General features: G+C 32.7%; 20 protein-coding genes and 1 rRNA gene. 3 read left to right on the forward strand and 18 right to left on the reverse strand.

All coding sequences use genetic code 11. The annotated features are described in order from the left end of the window. Positions 1-11 precede the first annotated feature (11 nt). The 9 genes from atpG to OPR29_RS04485 form a co-directional block, all read right to left on the reverse strand. Positions 12-884 carry an ATP synthase F1 subunit gamma gene (gene atpG / locus OPR29_RS04445; protein WP_265025130.1) on the reverse strand — a complete coding sequence of 291 codons (873 nt, stop codon included), beginning with the start codon at positions 882-884 and terminating at the stop codon, positions 12-14. Between the two features lie 166 nt (positions 885-1,050). Next, positions 1,051-2,271 carry a tetratricopeptide repeat protein gene (locus OPR29_RS04450; RefSeq protein ID WP_019236883.1) on the reverse strand — a complete coding sequence of 407 codons (1,221 nt, stop codon included), beginning with the start codon at positions 2,269-2,271 and terminating at the stop codon, positions 1,051-1,053. Next, complete coding sequence (locus tag OPR29_RS04455; protein WP_007302451.1) at positions 2,268-2,999, reverse strand: hypothetical protein; 732 nt, start codon at positions 2,997-2,999, stop codon at positions 2,268-2,270. The genes OPR29_RS04450 and OPR29_RS04455 overlap by 4 nt, the downstream gene beginning before the upstream one ends. Beyond that, positions 2,992-4,221: a lipoprotein-releasing ABC transporter permease subunit gene (locus OPR29_RS04460; protein WP_007302450.1), complete on the reverse strand. Its 1,230-nt coding sequence runs from the start codon at positions 4,219-4,221 to the stop codon at positions 2,992-2,994. The genes OPR29_RS04455 and OPR29_RS04460 overlap by 8 nt, the downstream gene beginning before the upstream one ends. A 116-nt stretch (positions 4,222-4,337) precedes the next feature. Then, positions 4,338-5,639, reverse strand: a complete 1,302-nt coding sequence (locus OPR29_RS04465; protein WP_265025131.1) for a sugar phosphate nucleotidyltransferase — start codon at positions 5,637-5,639, stop codon at positions 4,338-4,340. A 118-nt stretch (positions 5,640-5,757) separates the two neighbouring features. Further along, on the reverse strand, positions 5,758-6,993 hold the full coding sequence (locus OPR29_RS04470) for a hypothetical protein (protein WP_265025132.1): 1,236 nt from the start codon (positions 6,991-6,993) through the stop codon (positions 5,758-5,760). Positions 6,994-7,069: 76 nt separating this feature from the next. Continuing rightward, positions 7,070-7,435, reverse strand: coding sequence for a succinate dehydrogenase, hydrophobic membrane anchor protein (sdhD, locus tag OPR29_RS04475; RefSeq protein WP_012481986.1), 366 nt, complete (start codon positions 7,433-7,435; stop codon positions 7,070-7,072). Beyond that, positions 7,432-7,803 carry a succinate dehydrogenase, cytochrome b556 subunit gene (gene sdhC / locus OPR29_RS04480; RefSeq protein WP_012481985.1) on the reverse strand — a complete coding sequence of 124 codons (372 nt, stop codon included), beginning with the start codon at positions 7,801-7,803 and terminating at the stop codon, positions 7,432-7,434. Before sdhC ends, sdhD begins: the two co-directional genes overlap by 4 nt. Positions 7,804-7,905: 102 nt before the next feature. Further along, positions 7,906-9,409: ribosomal RNA gene (locus OPR29_RS04485) — 16S ribosomal RNA — on the reverse strand. 153 nt (positions 9,410-9,562) lie between these two features. Here OPR29_RS04485 and OPR29_RS04490 point away from each other — a divergent pair. After that, positions 9,563-10,180 (forward strand): hypothetical protein, encoded by a 618-nt coding sequence (locus OPR29_RS04490; RefSeq protein ID WP_213863895.1) that lies wholly within the window; start codon positions 9,563-9,565, stop codon positions 10,178-10,180. A 708-nt stretch (positions 10,181-10,888) separates the two neighbouring features. Here OPR29_RS04490 and OPR29_RS04495 read toward each other — a convergent pair. The 9 genes from OPR29_RS04495 to OPR29_RS04535 all read right to left on the reverse strand — a co-directional run bounded on the left by OPR29_RS04495 (position 10,889) and on the right by OPR29_RS04535 (position 16,398). Then, positions 10,889-11,032 carry a hypothetical protein gene (locus tag OPR29_RS04495; RefSeq protein ID WP_007302443.1) on the reverse strand — a complete coding sequence of 48 codons (144 nt, stop codon included), beginning with the start codon at positions 11,030-11,032 and terminating at the stop codon, positions 10,889-10,891. Positions 11,033-11,809: 777 nt separating this feature from the next. Continuing rightward, positions 11,810-13,708 (reverse strand): RNA polymerase sigma factor RpoD, encoded by a 1,899-nt coding sequence (rpoD, locus tag OPR29_RS04500; protein WP_007302441.1) that lies wholly within the window; start codon positions 13,706-13,708, stop codon positions 11,810-11,812. Between the two features lie 139 nt (positions 13,709-13,847). Next, entirely contained in the window at positions 13,848-14,150 is a 303-nt protein-coding gene (locus OPR29_RS04505; RefSeq protein WP_012481982.1) for a cation:proton antiporter subunit C, read from the reverse strand. Then, positions 14,147-14,566, reverse strand: a complete 420-nt coding sequence (locus OPR29_RS04510) for a Na(+)/H(+) antiporter subunit B (RefSeq protein WP_007302439.1) — start codon at positions 14,564-14,566, stop codon at positions 14,147-14,149. Before OPR29_RS04510 ends, OPR29_RS04505 begins: the two co-directional genes overlap by 4 nt. Further along, the gene (locus OPR29_RS04515) at positions 14,559-15,083 is read right to left on the reverse strand and encodes a DUF4040 domain-containing protein (RefSeq protein ID WP_010404272.1); all 525 of its coding nucleotides are present in this window, start codon (positions 15,081-15,083) and stop codon (positions 14,559-14,561) included. Before OPR29_RS04515 ends, OPR29_RS04510 begins: the two co-directional genes overlap by 8 nt. Before the next feature lie 11 nt (positions 15,084-15,094). Beyond that, the gene (mnhG, locus tag OPR29_RS04520) at positions 15,095-15,367 is read right to left on the reverse strand and encodes a monovalent cation/H(+) antiporter subunit G (protein ID WP_254229897.1); all 273 of its coding nucleotides are present in this window, start codon (positions 15,365-15,367) and stop codon (positions 15,095-15,097) included. Between the two features lie 6 nt (positions 15,368-15,373). Continuing rightward, positions 15,374-15,619, reverse strand: coding sequence for a monovalent cation/H+ antiporter complex subunit F (locus OPR29_RS04525; protein ID WP_012481980.1), 246 nt, complete (start codon positions 15,617-15,619; stop codon positions 15,374-15,376). A 29-nt stretch (positions 15,620-15,648) separates the two neighbouring features. Then, the gene (rpoZ, locus tag OPR29_RS04530; RefSeq protein ID WP_007302435.1) at positions 15,649-16,041 is read right to left on the reverse strand and encodes a DNA-directed RNA polymerase subunit omega; all 393 of its coding nucleotides are present in this window, start codon (positions 16,039-16,041) and stop codon (positions 15,649-15,651) included. Between the two features lie 60 nt (positions 16,042-16,101). Further along, complete coding sequence (locus OPR29_RS04535) at positions 16,102-16,398, reverse strand: helix-turn-helix domain-containing protein (protein ID WP_007302434.1); 297 nt, start codon at positions 16,396-16,398, stop codon at positions 16,102-16,104. Positions 16,399-17,250: 852 nt separating this feature from the next. On the opposite strand from OPR29_RS04535, the gene purE reads away from it, so the two are divergent. Both purE and mutL read left to right on the forward strand, forming a co-directional pair. After that, positions 17,251-17,751, forward strand: coding sequence for a 5-(carboxyamino)imidazole ribonucleotide mutase (gene purE, locus OPR29_RS04540; RefSeq protein WP_213863892.1), 501 nt, complete (start codon positions 17,251-17,253; stop codon positions 17,749-17,751). Continuing rightward, a complete protein-coding gene (mutL, locus tag OPR29_RS04545) occupies positions 17,751-19,580 on the forward strand; it encodes a DNA mismatch repair endonuclease MutL (protein ID WP_265025133.1) in 1,830 nt (609 codons plus the stop codon). Before purE ends, mutL begins: the two co-directional genes overlap by 1 nt. The last annotated feature ends 360 nt before the right edge of the window (positions 19,581-19,940 follow it).

Below are 19,940 nucleotides of genomic sequence, written 5' to 3' on the forward strand. Positions count from 1 at the left end.
TCCTTGAGTTTCTATAAAGATTCTGCACCACCTATAACTTCAATCAAATCAGTTGTAATTGCTGCTTGACGAGAACGATTATAAAGTAATGCTAGTTTATTTAGCACTTCTTTTGTATTTCTGTTTGCTGATTCCATAGCAACCATCCTAGCACTATTTTCACTTGCTGCACTTTCAAGTAAAGCAGAATAAAGAGAAGCTGTAACATAATCTTGAGTCAAAGATTTTAAAATAAACTCAATATTTTGTGGTTCATACTCATAGCTGTAATCTGTTAGAGGACTAACTACAGAATTATCAATTAATAATGAGTCTTTACTCCATGGTTTTATTGTTTCTAATATTGGCTTTTGCATGAAGGTATTATAGAATTTACTGTAAAAAACCTTAACTTTATTGTATTTACTTAGATCTATATCACTAACCAAGGCTTCCACACGCTTTAGTGTGATTCCCTTACTATTTTCAACCTTCAAGATATTTTTAGAATTAAATCTATTTTTGCCTGTCTCAAAAGCTTTCTTACCAAAAAAAACAATGTCTACTTTCTTATCATTTGCAATTAATTTGTTTATATGCTCCTGACTAAATTTAACAACAGAGGAGTTGAAGCTGCCACATAAACCACGATCAGATGCAATAATAAATACTAGGAAAGAATCTTCATTATTGATATTTAGAATTCTTGCTAGTAACTCTTGATCCGCTGATAGCGCTAGTGAAGAAATAATGCTATGCAGCTTAGATATATGCAATTTTGAATTTGATAATTTCTTTTGGCTTTGTAATAATTTTGCTGCAGAAACCATTTGCATTATTTTCGTGATTTTCTGCACAGACTTAATATTTTTAATTCTTAAGGATAATTCCTTTAAGCTCTTCATTTTATATATAATTCTAATTTATTAAAATATATAACTGGTAATGTCTAAAAACAAGTTTTTTTGACATTGGAATCAAACCTAACTAAGAAACTCACAGATTTACTGTTTTGAGATAAAGATTATATTAAAGCAATCTCGATGTAAAAGTATCACACCTTATGGAGTCTTATAATATAAGGTAAATACAATTAAGACTATTGCAACTTGAGCACTTATAATCCCATTGCTTTAGCTCTTTATTACAATCAACACATTTCCAACCTGGATCAGGCACAGCTTCTGAGTTCATCTTATTTAGCCAGTAAATTGCTTGATCATACTCTTGTAGCATAATCTTGAGCTGTACCATAACAAGGTAGATTGATATGTAATTAGCTTTTTTCATAGCAATATCTAAATGCTGACTTGCAAGATCATATTTCCCTAAGCTAATTGAAGACAAAGCAAGCAAGCAATAACTAAAATAATAATCAGGGCGTAAGTTATATAGTCTTTCAGCGCCTTTATTATTTAACTTGATATACATTCTAGCTGATTGAGGAGTAGGATTTACTCTATACTCTTCCTCTAATACTGTGGAAGCTTTTCTGATTTTTTCAAGCTTGATATATAATTCTGCCTTTAAATAATTAATGGGCTGAAAAGTTGCATAATAACTTTGTGCTTTAGCTAAATAATCTATAGCTTTGCAAAAACTTCCTTTACTTTCGTATTGCTTTGCTAAAGCGCAATAAAAAACCGCTAACATCTTTTTACGATCAAAGGGAAGAAAAATATTGAATTTGATAGCTTCCTTTAACTTTGAAATTGCATTTATCCAATCTTCTTGCAATATACAATGCTCTATTTGAAAGGGAATAGACAAAATTTTATCATTAATTGAACTAGAGCAATATTCTATAAATTTTTGAAAGACTAACCTTTCTTGCTTTAGGTGAATAATCAGTTTATTGATCAGAAGTAGAGCTAAGTTGCGATTTTTACTTGCAATACTCGTTAAATTATGGCTGAAAAAGCTGTAATTTCCCGTTTTACCTGAATTAAAGAGCTTTACTAAAGATAATTTATCACTTTCTTCATTTAGATTTTTAATTAGCTTATTGGTGTTCTCTATATTACCTAAATCTAAGCTAAAGAAAGCTTCAAAGAGAAGCAATTCTTCCCTACTTCTTCTTCTATTTTTTATGTTAGCAAATGTTGATGAAATAGAAGAACAAAAACGTGCAACTGCAATCAATAAAAATAATAAGACTACGCAAGCAAGAATAACGAAATATAGATCAATACTTATAGTGTAATTGCCTAATTCCAATTTTATTACTTCACCACTTACCTTGATCCATATGCCAAATAAAAACGAAAAAGCAAAAATTATAAAATAAATCATGAGATGTATTGTAATAAGTGACGATATATTATTGAAGTATTCTTGAAAGCTACAATAAAATCATTCAATTTATTAAGCCATGGTTTGAATTCTGGGTATGTTAAGTCACTTATTGCGGTGGCTATGCTCTGCCAATCATTATCGCTTATTAATTCTTCAATTTCCGCAAGCTTTAACCTGAGTGGATCACTACGATCATCTATCTTTATCCAATTTGAAATGATTTTTTTAAACAAGTTACTTTTATTGTAGTTAATAACAGTCATGTTCTTCTCAAAAGACAATTTCAACCCGCATAAAGTATCTACCTCTTTCAAATTTTCCAATTCATTGACTGCATTTTCTATTTCTGGATCGTCAAGCTCTGATATCAAAGGCTTTATTGAATTTATATGATTATCAAACTTGGCTTCTTGCAATAACGAATTCTTCATCTTAATCACAAGTAGCAGCAACTTTGCGAGGTTCTTATGTCTTGAACTACCGTCACCTTGCTCACATTGAGTGTGCAGATTTCTCTTTAAATCAAATATCTTTTTCTCTACCTTAATTTGATTAACTTCAAGCAACATTTTAAGTTCATCTATCTTTTCCGTTACAATACTTATACTATTTTCACTCTCTTGCTGATTTATTTTAAAAAATATTATGTTATTTATTGTAATATAGCTAACAAACAACAATATAATTAAGAACCAACCTATGCATTTTCTCCAAGTATCATTCATAACGTAATATCTCCACAGGATCTTGAGCAGCTGCTTGTAATGCAGGAGGAATTGTCGCTAAAAATGATAAGAACAATGCAAGTGCAGAAATGTTAATCACATCTTGAGAGACTAATATCACTGGCAAACTTGAAAAAAAGTATATCATAGGATCAAACAGTTTGATGTTGGTAATGTTTTCTAAAAACACTCTAATACTTTCAATATTGAGAGAAAAAACAACCCCTATAATAGAGCCAAGACAAGTTCCTGTAAAACCAATCAGCAATCCACAAGCACAAAATATGCGCATAATGCTTCCGCTTGTTGCACCAAACGTACGCATAATTGCAATTGCAGATTTCTTTTCTTGCACTATCATCATCAAATTTGAAACAATATTAAATGCTGCTACAACTATAATTAAAGTGAGAATTAAAAACATCACATTTCTTTCAGTCTTTAAAGCATTAACATAATGGCTTTGCTGAGACTGCCAACTTTCAGCTCTCATTCCTGTTTCTTTTGCTATAGCGTTTGCTAGCTTATTAGCCATAGCAATATCATCTACAAACACTTCTATATTTCTCACATTATCTTTATAATTAAAAAAAGCTTTAGCTGACTTTATGGGCATATACATTAAGGTATTGTCGTACTCAAACATACCCATATCAAATATTGCTACAACTTTATATTCTTTCATTTTTGGTATTTCACCAGACAGTGCATCAAATCCTTCAGGTGATATAAGCATAATGTTATCACCATAATCAATATTCAAAGCTTCTGCTAATCTTGCCCCTATTATGATACCTTCATCGAATTTTTCCACGTTACCCATAATTACATTATTCTTAACGATAGTATTATTAAGTAAGTCTTTAGTTGACACACCACGGACTACGCTACCCACAATTCCACTATTTGCTGCAACGATCACTTGATCATTGGTCATAGAAGTAGCTTTTAATACACCTGGGATTTTCTCAATAGATTTTAACACTGCGTGGTAATCTGAATTTATGCTTCTATCAAAGTAAACATTAATATGACCATTAATGCCAAGTACAGAGTCGAGCAGCTTTGCTCTGAACCCATTCATTACAGACATTACTACTATTAGCGTTGCAACTCCAAGAGCAATACCAATAATAGAAAACAAGGCCATTATAGAGCAAAATCTAGAATTCTTTGCTCGCAAATAGCGAATAGCCATAGTAAATTCAAAGGCAATAGACATTATACTAAGATTTAAATATCATACTTTTTATGCTTCATATAACTGTAATTTTTCCTTTACCTCAAATGAGGTTGTCTAAATTTAGCAAGCTTATAGAATATATTCAATGTTCTATATTAAGACCTTCCATATATATCGTCCAATCTTACTATATCATTATCAGATAAAAACTTTCCTACCTGAAACTCAACTATCTCAAGAGGAAATCTTGTACTTTTATTCTCAATTTTATGAAACACCTTCCTTGGAATCTCTACTACATGATTTTTTGTTATAGCATATGTTTTGTCATCTAAACTCACGCATCCAACCCCTGATAGTATTATATGGTACTCATCTCTATAGTGGTGAAATTGCTTAGAAGTGCAGCTCAGTGGATTTATAAAAAGGTATTTTATAAGAAAATCCTTGCCCATTAAAACTACACTATAAAATCCCCATGGCTTAATCTCTTTCCTTATTGGCTTTACTTCCTTAACTTTATTAATGAACAACATTAGGCTCTTACTTGGCCGTTTATAAACTCTACCTAGTAAATTTTTTGCATCATTTTCTGTCATCAAAACTGGCTCTCTTCCTTTGATTACAGCTTGAAACGACTCAAAATTCTTATTAAATCTCTTACTTAACTCTAAAACTGAACCCCAAGTGCCAACATCCATCCAATCGAAATTGGCTTCTATCATTACAATATTTTCTGCTTTTTCTATCACTAGGTGATCAATAGATGTATCACCCATTCCTGCACAATTTTGCTGTTCTAAATACAGAAATCTCTCTCGTGATACAAAATGCTTCATACTTTCACAACATAAATTATAGAGAGTCGGAGCAATTTTTTTTATCTCATCTATATAGCGTTTTGCTCTAAACACAAATATTCCAGAGTTCCAATAATGATCGTTACTTACCTTACGCTCGGGTTTTTCTGTAAAATCTTTTACTATATGACATTTTTCTTTCTGACCATACACTGCATTTATATAGCCGTATTCAGAATTGAATTCATGAGGCTTTACCCCAAAAGTGACTATAGAGTCAGTTTCAGAGGCTAGCTTAGACGCTTTCTCAATAGAAACATAAAAACTATTCAAATCACCTATAAAATGGTCTGAAGGCAGAACTAAGATTGTCTCGTTCCTATCGCAGAGAAGCACAGCAATTAGTATTGCTGCCGCTGTCCCAATTTTAACTGGTTCAAAAACTACTTTACATTCTTGTAATGCATGTAATTCCTGCATCAATAATGACTCATATTGTATATTTGTAGTAATGATGGGTGGCATATAATCGCCTTTTAGCCTCAACAAAGTGTTGTGAAACATAGTATTCTGACTAAATATTTTCTGAAATTGCTTTGGCTTAGATAGAGGCCAAAGTCTGCTGCCACTACCACCACACAGTATTACAGGGCGCATTTAATTAAGATATTAATTATTTGATTAATATCTTATACTAACGGCAAAATGCATGCAAGTTTTTATTGTGAGATGATTAAAGTAAAAAGTAATTTAAAGTGATGGTTGACTACGAGCATTATGGAATCCCTACATTTCGTGATGAGTCTTGTCTTCTTTCTATCTCTCTATCAATATGAGGAGTGCTGCTTTTTTGATTAACGGCTGCAGCTATTTTTTTATCAGTTTTGTTTTGCGGCTTCTCCTTTAAGCTTTCTCCAACACCTGATTCTCTGGATTTATCTATACTTTCACTACTTTTATTCAGCGCCTTTTCCAATTCTCTTTCAATACCTGGACTTCTAGCGTCAAGCTCATCCCATGTGCCCACTATACTGAGTGGCTTATGATCCTTCTTCTTCGGCTTTGGCCTTTCCCCATTTGTAACAACATTAAAGTCGCTTTTTATTTCTTTCCAACATTCTTTCAATTGGTGTTTCCACATAGTAAGATAAGCATCACCATACTTTTTCTCATTTGCTACAAATAATAAAATTGGAACCTTAAGTATTGTAGCTCCCATATTTACTAAATTTTTTACTACCACTGCAGAAGTGAAAAAAAGATAACCAAAAGATTTTGCAACTCGATTTTTTCTAGCTATCAAATTCTCTCCTAATTTTATAGGAATGAAAGTCAGGAGTCTAGCACAAATCTTAGCTAAACCCGCAGCAAAAACAATAGGAACAGATATCAGACTTTTATCTAGCTCTAGACTACCATTTTGATCTCTAATTTCTGAAAAATTAGTGCTTAATTTTTTATAATTACTAGTGTATAGTAATTCTTCATTTCTTCCCTTTTCATCAACAACTCCCTGAACTTTACCCTCTCCATTTTTTACCTTTTTCATTAGCACAGAAGAGTGAGTTAATTCAAACGGATATTTAGGATCATTAGTTTTTTTAGCTTCAAAAATTTGAATATGTTTTTCAAGATCGATTTTTGAAAACTCAAATGGTTTATAGTAGCCATCATAATGCTTAACATCCTTGTTTTTTTCCCGATTACGATTAACTAAAAAGTCAATGGTAAAATAGGACCTATCATCCATTTTCTCGACAAAAGCTAATTCAAAAATTTTCTTGCCATACAAAAGTTTATATATAGTCTCATCATTACTATTCTTACTTTCTACAACTTTCCCAGATTTTACAATCTGATCGTAATTCTTTGGATATTTGCATTTTCTTCCATCTGTATATGTCATTACCTTTCTAAGATCCTTGACATAAATTTGAGATTCAGATGAAGCAAATAAACCTTTTGCTTTAAGCGTAAAGTCTGCTACTCCTTTTTTTAACACTCCAAACATGTTGTCAAACCAAAATCACTATAGCTCAATAATAAAATTAGTAAACTAATAATATACTAACACAGAACTAACAATTTTACAAGAAAATATGCCTATAAAAGAAAAAAGTCGTAAAAGCAAGGACTATATAAGTAATGCTTGATAAGTATTTTATGCATGTAATTGTAAAAATCCTTAGAAGTACGCTGTCTATATAATCTTCACACACTACCTGCATTCCAAGAACTGCATGCCAAAAAATGCAAAACACCAGTATAACAAAAAACAAAAGCTCTAGTGGATGATTAATAGCCTGAAATAATTTTTCATTAAAAGATAAAGGGCTATCAACATAAAATGTGCAAGAAAATGAGTAAATAAACCAAGGAAATAAAAATAACAAAATCACCGCAGAAACACGCTGGATCCACCAATGATGTACTGAATTTACAGATTGACTCATATAAATATAAAAGCCATAGTAGAAAGAAATAGCATTATTGTTAGTAATATAGCACTTTTTAAAACACTAGCAATTTCTAAATTAAGCCCAGCATCCCACAATAAATGACGAATACCATTGAGAAAATGATACATAAAGCTTACAAAGCATAAGATATAAGCTAATTTAGCAACAGGAGTGAACAATAATGCATTTAAGCACCTTACTATAATTAACTTAGGGGAGTAAACATATAATATAAAATACCAAGAAAGTATGATTAATAAAAGAAATAGCAAGATACCAGTCAATCTATGCATAATAGAAAAAAAACTAGTAACTTGTACTTTATATATTTGTAAATGTGGGGAAAGAGGCCTGTTACTCATAAAATTTCGTTATCGAGAAATTAAAAAATAAAGTAGAAGTAAAGACAGCAGTATAGTACATAATGACACTATTATTTGAAATGGTGAATTACGTACAAAGCCTAAGGAGGTAATCCAGCTGCAGATTCCCCTACTGCTACCTTGTTACGACTTCACCCCAGTCACTGATCCCACTTTAAATAACTCCTTCCTTGCGGTTAGGCCATTAGCTTCGAGTGAAACCAATTCCCATGGCGTGACGGGCAGTGTGTACAAGACCCGAGAACGTATTCACCGTGGCATGCTGATCCACGATTACTAGCGATTCCAACTTCATGTACTCGAGTTGCAGAGTACAATCCGAACTGAGATGTCTTTTAGGGATTAGCTTAGGCTTGCGCACCTTGCAGCCCATTGTAGACACCATTGTAGCACGTGTGTAGCCCACTCCATAAAGGCCATGATGACTTGACATCATCCCCACCTTCCTCCAGCTTATCACTGGCAGTTTCCTTAAAGTACTCAGCATTACCTGATGGCAACTAAGGATGAGGGTTGCGCTCGTTGCGGGACTTAACCCAACATCTCACGACACGAGCTGACGACAGCCATGCAACACTTGTGTAAAATCCGGCCGAACCGACCCTATCCCTTCGAATAGGTATGATTTTCATGTCAAGAAGTGGTAAGGTTTTTCGCGTTGCATCGAATTAAACCACATGCTCCACCGCTTGTGCGGGTCCCCGTCAATTCCTTTGAGTTTTAATCTTGCGACCGTAGTCCCCAGGCGGAATGTTTAACGCGTTAGCTGTAATACAGAAAGTAAACTCCCCATATTTAACATTCATCGTTTACAGCGTGGACTACCAGGGTATCTAATCCTGTTTGCTCCCCACGCCTTCGCGCTTCAGCGTCAGATTTGAACCAGATAGACGCCTTCGCCACTGGTGTTCCTCCTAATATTTACGAATTTTACCTCTACATCAGGAATTCCTCTATCCTCTTTCAATCTCTAGATTAATAGTTTTAAAAGCAATTCCAAGGTTAAGCCTCGGGATTTCACTTTTAACTTATTAACCAGCCTACGCGCCCTTTACGCCCAATAATTCCGAATAACGCTAGCCCTCTCCGTATTACCGCGGCTGCTGGCACGGAGTTAGCCAGGACTTCTTCTGTGAGTACCGTCATTATCTTCCTCACTAAAAGAGCTTTACAACCCAAAGGCCTTCTTCACTCATGCGGCATGGCTGGATCAGGCTTTCGCCCATTGTCCAATATTCCCCACTGCTGCCTCCCGTAGGAGTCTGGACCGTATCTCAGTTCCAGTGTGGCTGATCATCCTCTCAGATCAGCTATAGATCATTACCTTGGTAGGCTATTACCCCACCAACTAGCTAATCTAATATAGGCTCATCTAATAGCAATAAATTTTTCCCCCGTAGGGCGTATACGGTATTAGTTGTCGTTTCCAACAATTATTCCGTACTACTAGGTAGATTCCTATACATTACTCACCCGTCTGCCACTAAGTTATACCATAGCAAGCTACAATATAACTCCGTTCGACTTGCATGTGTTAGGCCTGCCGCCAGCGTTCATTCTGAGCCAGGATCAAACTCTCAAATTTAGACTTCAACCTATAAAAGGTTGAGGGTACATCGGATAAATCCGACAAAAAATAATTTAGCTTAATACTGCTGTCTTTATTTCTACTTTAGAAATATTTTAATCTCCAACTATTCAAACAACTTTAAGGATATTATTATGTGATATAATCACTATGTCAATATGTTTTTGCAAATCAAAAGCATTAATGTATAAATATATAACTATTTGGAATATTAACATGAAAAAATACATCTTTCTGCTTACACTTGCGCCAATGTTAGTTGGCATCACATTATACTTATTGCGCAACATTGATAACACAAAACAATCTATAACTGCAGGTGACAAGTTTTACGAAGTATTATTCTTAAAAAAAGATAATAAGTCGCTGCTAGAAGAAATAGATTCACATTGGGAGTATTTAGCAAATTTTGAACGCGCATTCAATCATATCTCAGATTCAATGCCAACAGACACAGCATCTATTATTTATAATGATTTGGCAGACGATAAAGATGCTCCTGATGTTTTACGTGAGTTAGCACAATACTTAGAAGTAATGAGCTTACTTCACTCCAGCGGTGAAAAAACAAATAAAGATAAAATTAGTAATTTAGAATCAAATGCAGTGTACCCTTATTCAAGCCAAGAAGCTATCGCTATAGTAAAGATACACAGTAACGACATTAAAGGTGCAATTGAAATATTGCATTCATTATTAAATGATAGAGAATGTCCGACTCTAATCAAGGCCAATGCACAAGAATTACTTCGGATATACGAAAACTAAAAAACTTGCTTGCATAACAATTTGGCAGCGCATCTAATGAAATAAAGAACTTTACTTGACAAACCTCCCTATTTTATTATGGCACTAAAAGTATTTATGACTCAAAATTTGTTTTTGACTGTAGGATCAATCACAAAATCCAGTAAAAACTTAGGTGTTTATTGGTAGATTACATAAAATTATAGCGGTTTTTTAAATTTTTTCTATATTCAGCCAAGTCGCGCTTGTTAGAACATTATTACAGCACCACTTACAGCAATATAGAGTCAAAATTTCACTACTCAGAGGTTCCTTTTACCTTTTTATTTAGTAAGACTTCTCTATATTTATAGTTAATATATCAAAGAATAAACTTCACTAGCAGAATGTCATTCTAGCACTAAAATGACAAAAAGAGGATAAAATCGCAATAGTATGTATCAAGCACCGTTGTATTTTCTCTATATTTTAGATTATTTTGTTTACCCCCCTCCCTTTACCATTCAGCTACGCAGATAGTTACTACAAACCGTAAAGATGTTTAAAAGAAATCTAATTTTTTATCAACTCATACATTTCATTACCAACTTCACAACAAGGTTCTGCAGTTGGATAAAAATAATCAAAAAAGAAATAATCCTTTAGTATTTCTGTGCTGCATCCAGAATTATAGTAAGTATCAAGCCTTCCTTTAAATATCAACAAGAGTATCTTTATACTTTTTCCAAATCACCCTACCCTAAACTGGTCTACGATGTTTGATAGGTATGCATCTCGATCATTTAACCCTTTGCTCTTATATTTACCAAGCATACTTTTCATTTTAGAGTTAAGATCGAATGCTTTTATTTCAAGATCTGCACCTTTCTTCATATAATCTAAATTATTAGCTAATTTTGTATTAAAACTCTGTGTAAGCTGTTGCAGCCAGCTCTCTTGCTTTTCGTCTTTATTAAAGCTAGTATCAAACCAACCTCAGTCACATTTGCAACAATCACATGCTTTACACCATATTCATTTAGAACCAAATGCATTACATATTTCACTAACCGCTTTATTTCAATACTTTTTCTGCTTTAACATTGTTATAAGCAGTGGCACCCATAATATTATTTCCTCGATTATAATGAAAAATAAAATCTCCTTTACCTACGTCTGGATGATTTTTAATTACTGCGTTTAGCTGATTAACTAAACGAAATTTATTGAGGAAATAAGAAAAAATAGGGTTAAGAATTTCAGATGCTGTTGCATATAAAATCGCATAGTTATGACCTTGCTGTTCATAGTATCGATCAAAAAATGAGCATCTCCATGATGACTTAAATTCTTCTAAACCTAAATACTTTGATACATATTCAACAACAGTAAGGCCATTGCTAAAAATCCTCCTTAATAAAAAGGGGCATTAAGTTTCACGTTTCTTACAAAGGATAAGTTATTAAAATTTCAATAATTACACCATTATCAGATAAACTATCACCCAGAACACAAAAATTTTTACACTTTGAATTAGAGTTATTATTTTTATTTGCCATAACATTCAATATCTAATCATACTGCTCTATAAAGCCTATAAAAAAAGAAAAATAGGGTGAAATTATAGAACTTTGGCTGAATTTTACCTATTTTTTGAGCAGCCCTTCTGCCTTAAAAGAAACCTCTAAGTTTTTTAGCACGGCTTGGATGTTTCAACTTACGTAGTGCTTTTGCCTCTATTTGCCTAATTCTTTCACGTGTAACATTAAAAATTTTTCCTACTTCTTCTAAGGTATGCTCCTTTCCATCTTTACCAAGGCCAAAGCGCATCCTTAGAATTCTTTCTTCTTTTGGTGTTAAAGTTGCAAGAACATTGGTCGTAATACCACGCAAGTCGGCAAGTATTGCAGCATCCTCTGGTTTAGAAACTCGCTTATCTTCTATACAATCACCGAAGGTACTACTATCATCCTTTCCTGTTGGAGCTTCAAGACTTACCGGATCTCTTGCTATCTTCATAACTTTGCGTATTCTTTCTAGCGGCATCGCCAATTCTATACTCAATTCCTCTAATGTAGGCTCTCTACCCATTTCATGAGTCATCTTTCTTAATGCTTTGTTGATTTTACTGATAATTTCCACCATATGTACTGGTATTCTAACTACTTTAGACTGTTCAGGTATTGCCCTAGTGATTGATTGTTTTACCCACCAAGTACCATAAGTCGAAAATTTATACCCACGTTTGTAATCAAACTTATCCACAGCCTTCATAAGACCAATATTACCTTCTTGTATCAAATCAAGCAGATCAAGGCCTCTTTTTGAATACTTTTTAGCAATCGAAACCACCAGCCTTAAATTAGCCTTAATCATTTCTTGCTTTGCTTGAGAGACTTCTTGTTCATGTTTCTGTATTCTCTTGATTACCTTCTTAAACTCCTGAACTCTATCTCCTTGTACATAACTCTTAATATTGCTTAAGGCACTAGCTATATACTCATAGCTATCGTTTATAAACCTTAAGAATTTATTTTTTAATTCACCTGTAAAAAGAGATTGATTTTCATTAATCTTGAGAAAACTTATTTCACTAAACTCGTGCTCTAAAAGCACATCATCATAAACATTATAAAAACTTTCTCTATCAATATCGTACTTTCTAGCTTCAGTAATAAGATTAGCTTCTTCAAACGTGATTAGTCTATTTATTTCGTAAAGTTTTTGTGTAATTCTGGTAATAGCAGCATCACTAAACTGAATTTGTAATGCTACAGACCATATTTGATTATATAAATTTTCTAGCTCATTAGAGAAATCTTTAGAATTTTTTTTCAATACCAATGCTTCATTTGTTAAAGCAATGATCTCATCCAATGCCGTGATAACCTTTGGCAATAAATCACTTTCCATTTCAAGAACAGAAATATTTAAGTTAGCTGAACTTATGTCTTCACTCTCATTTCCCTTTTCATCATTACCTTTTTCCTCATCATTAACACAATCTCTAACATCTTCAGCTTCACTTTCTTCTTTGTCTACCATATTGAAATCAGAGTTATAAATTGCATCCAGATTTATAATTTCTCTCAGTAAAAAAGTTCCACCACTTAAATCATCACGCCATGTTTTGATTATTTTGAATGCCACTGATGTTTCAATTATTGCACGTAACATGTTATGCTTTTCAGATTCAATTTTTTTTGCTATCTTAATTTCATCTGCTCGTGACAAAAGCTTTACAGAGCTCATATCCTGTAAATAAATCCTTACTGGATCATCGTTTTGCACTAAAGTTGTAGTAGTATTCAACGATGTCTCATCATCATCAAGCTTATTACCATCATTATTAGAAGGAGCTTCTTCCTCATCTTCACTACTTTCGAGTATGTTAATTCCAGAGTCTTGCAATAAAGCTATAGTATCATCTATAAAATCAGTTGAAAAATTTTCATCTGACAACTTATCATTTATATCATCAAAAGTGATAAAACCGCCCTTTCTTATACTTTTGGTTACAAGATCTTTGATGATCTTTTTCCTATCTTCCGTACCATTAATAGTTGACATCATTACCTTTACAGTTTATAATTTTATTTCTTATTTATCAAATAAACTTACAATTAGCAAGCTTATAGTTTTATTCTTAATTTATAGTTACTTGCTACTTCATATAGTTTAAGATACTATCAATTTATTCACATTCTTCTTAATCAACTAATCTCTCTATTCTTACTAATATGGACAATCCAACTGAAAATGTTGCAATTCCAACCACTATAGCAGTAAGCATTAAGACGTGAGGTATAGGATTGGTATATAAGTGAAAATTTGAAGTCAATATAGGAGGTAAAGAATTTTTTACATACCCTAAAGATATGTAAAACAACAAAACAGATGATTGTAAGACACTTAATCCCATCATTTTTTTGATTAAGTTTTTATCATTTACAATGATATAGAAACCTAGCACCATTAATATAGTAATGCCTACATAATTATATAGAGTCATTGTTTTTTCTTGCGAGCAAAATTTATATATATGATTAACATGGAAGAAGAGACGGTAAGCAATACACCCAGCTCCACTAAGAAAATACCCAATTTTTGACCTGTTCTACTATCAGCTGACAATATACTATAGGATAAAAAATTTTGGCCAAATAAAACTGTTATAATACCAGCTCCTCCATAGGTTAAAATACCTAGTACGTTAGTAAATTTGATAATAGAGTAAGGTATTGCTTTTAAAGTTGTAGGTATATCAAATAACATAGAATATAATATTATCCCAGAAGCAATAATTATTCCCGCCTGAAAACCTCCACCTGGAGTATAGTCACCATGAAACTGTATGTATAAACCAAAAAAAATGATAAAAGGTATCATCAAAAATGTTACTGCACTTAATACCGGATCTTTAATCACTTTCTTTCTCTTCTAATATTAACATTATACAAAGTGCAGCAGTAAAAACTACTATAGTTTCTCCAAATGTGTCATAGCCACGAAAGCTTGCTAAAACAGCTGTCACTATATTAGGAATACCAATAGCTTTTTCAGTATTTTCTACATAATAAGGAGCAACGTGCAAGTGAACTGGAGCATTATGACTGCCAAAATCTGGTAATTGAATCATAAAGTATGATAAACATGCAGTCAAAAATAACATAAAAAAAAGTGTTGTGGGGCTATGAGATAAATTTGCTTTGTAATTCTTTACCAAAGAGAGTGCTGCAAACGTAAAGACTGTGCTCAATCCTGCACCAACAGAAGCTTCAGTAATTGCAACATCTGGCGCATTCATAATCAAGTACATAAGTGCAATAAGTGAACTAAATACACACATTAGAACAGCACTTACAACCAAATGTTTCGAAAGAACTATAAAAACTGTAACCGTGAGTAACAGCAAAAGTAATATTAGATTCAGTATTTCTAGCATCTTAACCTTCTTTAATAGTCTTTACTTTTATAATAAGTACGCGCTAAAATATAACTGTTAGTTGAATTGGCTATCCATATTATAAAAATCAATAATATAACTTTAATAGTATTGATTGAAAATTCATTTTGCCAAGAAAAACCAATCAACAACAACATTGCGCCACTAGAATCTGCAATACCTGCAGCATGTAGTCTAGTATAGAAATCAGGAAATACTACTACTCCTACGCTTGAAATGACTATTAAACAAACACCTAAAAATATGAGAATGGATGCTACCATAAATTATCAAAACAACATTAATCTCATTAGCGCTATAGTTGATATAAAGCTGATGCTAGCATATAGTAATGCTATATCAATTAAAAAAAAATCATTCAGAACAATCGATATTGCTGTTATGAGTAAAACTAATTGTGTTGATAAATTATTGAATGCTAAAATCTTATTGTAAACGTCACTTGACCTAAATACTATACAACATAACATTACACTCATACAGAACAAAAGCACATAGATAGCAATACTAATCATTTATAAACTATTATAACCTCTGTAGATTTCTAAATCGGTACTTCTTCACCACTATCTTGATCATCTATTTCATCATCGTGGCTTTCTTGACTTACATCCAGACTTGTGTTAAGTTGATGATCAGAAAAATTTAACAAATTTGCTAGCTTACTTGGACTATTAATATAAGTATTATCTGTGTTTCCTTTCATGTGCTCCTTGCACCTTTTCACCAAAAGGTTAAACAACTCATGAGTATTCACCTTCTTTTCTGCTATTTCATATAAAGAAACTATCGTATCCTTATGATCTTTAAACTTAACCATTTCAACGGGATCGCTTGCCCCTGTACTCAAATCATGCGTTCTTTGACTTGCTAGCAGAACCAATTTAAAACGGTTGTGTACCTGTTCTACACACTTTTCTACAATAGACTCAACCATAAAATACCACCTTGATAAGCTTTATACTATATCACAAAAAATAAGATGTCAACTTCAGATCTATTGAGATCCAATTCTACATTCTACTTTTTCTTCTTTAGCTTTTACTGATTGATTTTCTGTTATTGTAATTGTTATTTCATGATCAAGCTTTTTCAAAAAACCTAACAGTCTCTCTAAAGAAAAACCACTTATCTTACCACTTTTAATTTGTGACACCTTTGGTTGATCAATACCAAGTTTCTCAGCCGCACAAGCTTGAGTCCAAGTATTTTTTCCTATAATTTTACTTATTATGCTCAGCAATTTTTTTTTTATTGCTTCACTATCCAGATTGTTTAATGATATTGTTTCCATAATTTTTACTCTCACATACCAACTAGCTTTATTAAATATTATATCATAATATTTAATATACCAATATATTAATAGTATATAACTTGTCAATAACTATCTGATACTCAAAATTTTAAATTGACTATAATTTTTATCAAAATACTAGTAATTTCAAACTATTATTTTGTAAAAAACTTACTATTAAAGAGAATAAGTTGAAATTGCAAAGTTTAAAATACAGAAATAATCATTTTACAAACTCGTTTTAGAGACTGTACATGATCTCAAGAAAGGAATAAACCGGAGATAGAGTATGTAAATTATGAAAACAGAGCAAGATGAGTAGGAGAAAAACTGAGTAGAGTTCTGTAGAAAGAAACAAAATCAAGAAGATTTAGGATATATTTTACATAGTGTTACAGGTCCTAAAAAGTGGCTTCAGTGAATCAACAATGTTTTCAAAATGGCAAGATTATTTTAATAAATGAAGTAAAAAACATAGCGGAAGTAAAGAAAGTGTTTTGAAATATATATAAAAAAGTAATTGCAAAGAAACAAATAAAAGGATGTAACTGTAGAAATCTTTGCCGTATTGTCAAAAGGTAAGTCTCTAATACTCTTATAGAAAAGTGTAGACAATTGTGATAAGCAAAATTCAATACTAGCTTACAAATCGTCTTCTTGCTTCCACCGCTTTGCTTCTAAAAAGATTATGAATAGACCCTTATATCCGAAATTTATACCTCTATATTTTAATATAGGGATTCATTTCAATTTTTAAAGTTTCTATTTAATAAGAATGCTATATCATATTCGTAATTTAATTTAAATATCTGTTGCTTCTGAAATACTATTTGGTTAGTAAATAAAATCATGTCTAATACAGAAAAAATGAAAAAGGATGTTGCTGTAATTATGGGAAGCGAGTCGGATTATGGCACTATGGTGCATGCTATTAACCTATTAAAAGAATTGGGAATTTCACATGATGTATTTATAATATCCGCACACAGAACACCAGAGAGACTCTTTAATTTTACTAAGTCTGCTCAAGAAAAAGGCTTTAAGGTTATTATAGCTGGTGCGGGAGGAGCGGCTCATTTACCTGGTATGACTGCATCGCTTACTTATTTACCTGTTATCGGTATTCCTGTGCATAGCAAGCAATTAAATGGGCTAGATAGTCTATTATCTATAGTGCAGATGCCAAAAGGTGTTCCAGTTGCAACAATGTCTATAGGAGAGAGTGGAGCATGCAATGCCGCTATTACCGCTGCATCTATATTGTCGATTTCTAATAGTGAAATTGCAGATAGATTAAAAAAATGGAGAGAGGGGCAAACTAAAGCAGTAAAAGAAAAACCAACATTATAATGGCAATAGTTCTTTTAGATACAAAAACCATAAATCGTATAGCAGCAGGAGAGGTAATAGAAAGGCCTGCAAGTGTGGTAAAGGAATTAGTGGAAAATGCAATAGATGCCAGAAGCTCAGAGATAGAAATTAAGATAGAAAGTGGTGGGCGTAACCTCATTACTGTAATCGATGATGGTAGCGGAGTAAAAAAGGATGATTTAGAACTTGCGTTTATGCGCCATGCTACTTCAAAATTGAGTGACAGTGAATTGATAGAGATCAAGCATCTTGGCTTTAGAGGAGAAGCTTTGCCTTCAATTGCAGCAGTAAGCAGAATAAAATTATCATCTAAGGCAAGCAAAGCAGATCAAGCATGGTCTATAAGGTATGAGGGGGGAGAAAAAATAGGAGAGCTTATTCCTTATCCTTTATCGATAGGAACATATATTGAAGTACGAGATTTATTTTTTGCCACACCAAATAGACTAAAATTTCTCAAAACCGAAAGGGCAGAAACACAAAGCATTGTTGATATTGTAAACAACTTAGCAATGATCAATTATGGAATTGAGTTTACTCTTATCTCCGATAATAAGAAGCTTCTTAAGTATGCTAAGCAGAACTCATTATTTAGCAGGCTATGCGAAGTAGAAGAAGAATTTCATGAAAACTCTCTTGAAATTCTTGAAGAAGAAGACAGTATTAGGCTTACAGGATATATCTGCAAACCTACTGTCAATCGTAGCAATTCAACTCAGATCTATACATTTGTTAATGGTAGACCAATTAAAGATAATCTACTTATTGGTGCAATTCGTTATGCGTATCACGACCTTATTCCAAGCAATAGATATCCCTTTGCAGCGTTGCACTTAGAGATACCGTATGATCAAGTAGATGTAAATGTGCATCCAAATAAATCAGAGGTAAGGTTTCAGAACAAGAGGCTAATATATGAAATAGTGAGAAGAGGGCTAATAAAAGTATTATCAAAGAGAATAGATCTTGCAGAAACTGTGGTGAGCCAGACTGAGATAACAAGGAATCATCTATCATCAGATCCTTTTAGTAGGTCTAGTCTTAAAAATGAATTTTATGGAAGAAGGTCTGATCCTTTTGAAAACCAGTTAATGAGAGAATTTACTTCTCCAAATATAGAGACAAAAAGCTTATCAGAACATTCAAAATCGTTTGATTATACTGGTATGCAAAAATCTCCTCCGCGAGCGGAAACTACAATTTTGGAAAAGAAACAAACCGATCTAATAAGGGACTATCCACTTGGGTTTGCACACTGTCAAATCTACAATACTTATATTATTGCCGAGGTAAGAGACAAACTAATTATAGTAGATCAGCATGCAGCCCATGAAAGACTAGTATACGAGTGCTTAAAGGAGAAATCAAGTATAAAAAGACAAAAACTTCTTTTGCCTGAAATGGTTGAAATCAAAAATCAAGCTGGAATGGAGATGATTAAAACTTATAAAGATAAACTTTTTGAGATGGGTTTTGAGATTGAAATTAAATCAGAAAATAAGATCATAGTAAAAGAAGTGCCTGCAATCTTAGGAACAGTAGACACAAAGAGAATGCTCATTGATATAGTGGATAGACTAACAGAAATAGAAGATATATTACCTATAGAGGATAAGGTGAATAAAATACTAGCCACAATTGCTTGTTATGGATCAATAAGAGCAGGCAGAAAGATGAAATTGGAGGAGATGAATGAATTATTGAGGCAAATGGAAAAGACACCTTATTCTGGACAATGTAATCACGGAAGGCCAACCTATATAGAAATGAAATTAAGCGATATTGAAAAGTTATTTGAGCGAAGGTGAGAAGTTATCACAAATATGTATAGATTATACAACCCTAGTTTCGTCATCTCAAAACTCAGATACACAATTGTTTGAACATTGCAATTTGCAGGTAATTTGCATAGTAGATAATGTCATTCCATCACTTGACAATGATTTATTACGCAGCTACTTGATTAAAATTAAGTTTCCTAAATCCCAGGCATTGTCTTTTATGTTAATAATTAATATACAACTAAAAATACTTATCAAAAACGACAATAAAGAATTCAAAAAAAGCCAGAAATTCTGTAGAATTGACCATATCATATAGAGAAAAAGGAAGTGTATGATCACATCCTTCACTCCGATCATTAATCTGCAAACAAAATAGTTTTGCAT

The sequence above is a fragment of the Wolbachia endosymbiont (group B) of Pammene fasciana genome (assembly GCF_947251495.1).
Classification (GTDB): domain Bacteria; phylum Pseudomonadota; class Alphaproteobacteria; order Rickettsiales; family Anaplasmataceae; genus Wolbachia.